4 tRNA genes and 1 rRNA gene are annotated in these 679 nt (G+C 43.4%); all 5 read right to left on the bottom strand.

Features of this window, described 5'->3' with window-relative positions:
* Positions 1-42 precede the first annotated feature (42 nt).
* The 5 genes from ABE048_RS12620 to rrf all read right to left on the bottom strand — a co-directional run bounded on the left by ABE048_RS12620 (position 43) and on the right by rrf (position 548).
* A tRNA-Val gene (locus ABE048_RS12620) sits at positions 43-118 on the bottom strand.
* 15 nt (positions 119-133) lie between these two features.
* Positions 134-208 (bottom strand) — tRNA-Glu (locus ABE048_RS12615).
* A 35-nt stretch (positions 209-243) separates the two neighbouring features.
* Positions 244-335, bottom strand: a tRNA-Ser gene (locus ABE048_RS12610).
* A gap of 7 nt (positions 336-342) precedes the next feature.
* Positions 343-419, bottom strand: a tRNA-Asn gene (locus ABE048_RS12605).
* 12 nt (positions 420-431) lie between these two features.
* Positions 432-548 (bottom strand): 5S ribosomal RNA (gene rrf, locus ABE048_RS12600).
* Positions 549-679: the final 131 nt, after the last annotated feature.

Below are 679 nucleotides of genomic sequence, written 5' to 3'. Positions count from 1 at the left end.
TGCTCCACCCCGCGATAATAATATTTATTATATTGATTTAAATGGTGGAGGATGACGGGATCGAACCGCCGACCCTCTGCTTGTAAGGCAGATGCTCTCCCAGCTGAGCTAATCCTCCATATGTGATAAAAAATGGTGACCCCTACGAGATTCGAACTCGTGTTACCGCCGTGAAAGGGCGGTGTCTTAACCGCTTGACCAAGGGGCCATTATTATAAATATAAGTTGTCTTTTAGGATTTTATGGCGGAGAGTAAGGGATTTGAACCCTTGAGACAGGGTTACCCGCCTACACGATTTCCAATCGTGCTCCTTCGGCCACTCGGACAACTCTCCAATAAAATGGCTCCGAAGGCAGGACTCGAACCTGCGACCCTCTGATTAACAGTCAGATGCTACTACCAACTGAGCTACTTCGGAATAATAATAACAGCCTAGCAACTTCCTACTCTCGCGGGAGGACAGCCTCCAACTACAATCGGCGTTAAAGAGCTTAACTTCTGTGTTCGGCATGGGAACAGGTGTGACCTCTTTGCCATCATCACTAGACTATTTTGTTAAAGACAAGAATTATTATACCGTATCAGAAGATGAATATCAAGTGTTTTTTTCTATTTCAGAAAAATTTTTCTTGATTCTTTGATTTCTCAGTGCAAGAAATTCTTGTTCTTTCAAAACTG

This window comes from Rummeliibacillus pycnus (assembly GCF_050459865.1).
Taxonomy (GTDB): Bacteria; Bacillota; Bacilli; order Bacillales_A; family Planococcaceae; genus Rummeliibacillus; species Rummeliibacillus pycnus_B.
The sequence above is the reverse complement of the archived record's forward strand: the minus strand, read 5'-3'. Positions and strand labels throughout refer to the sequence as shown.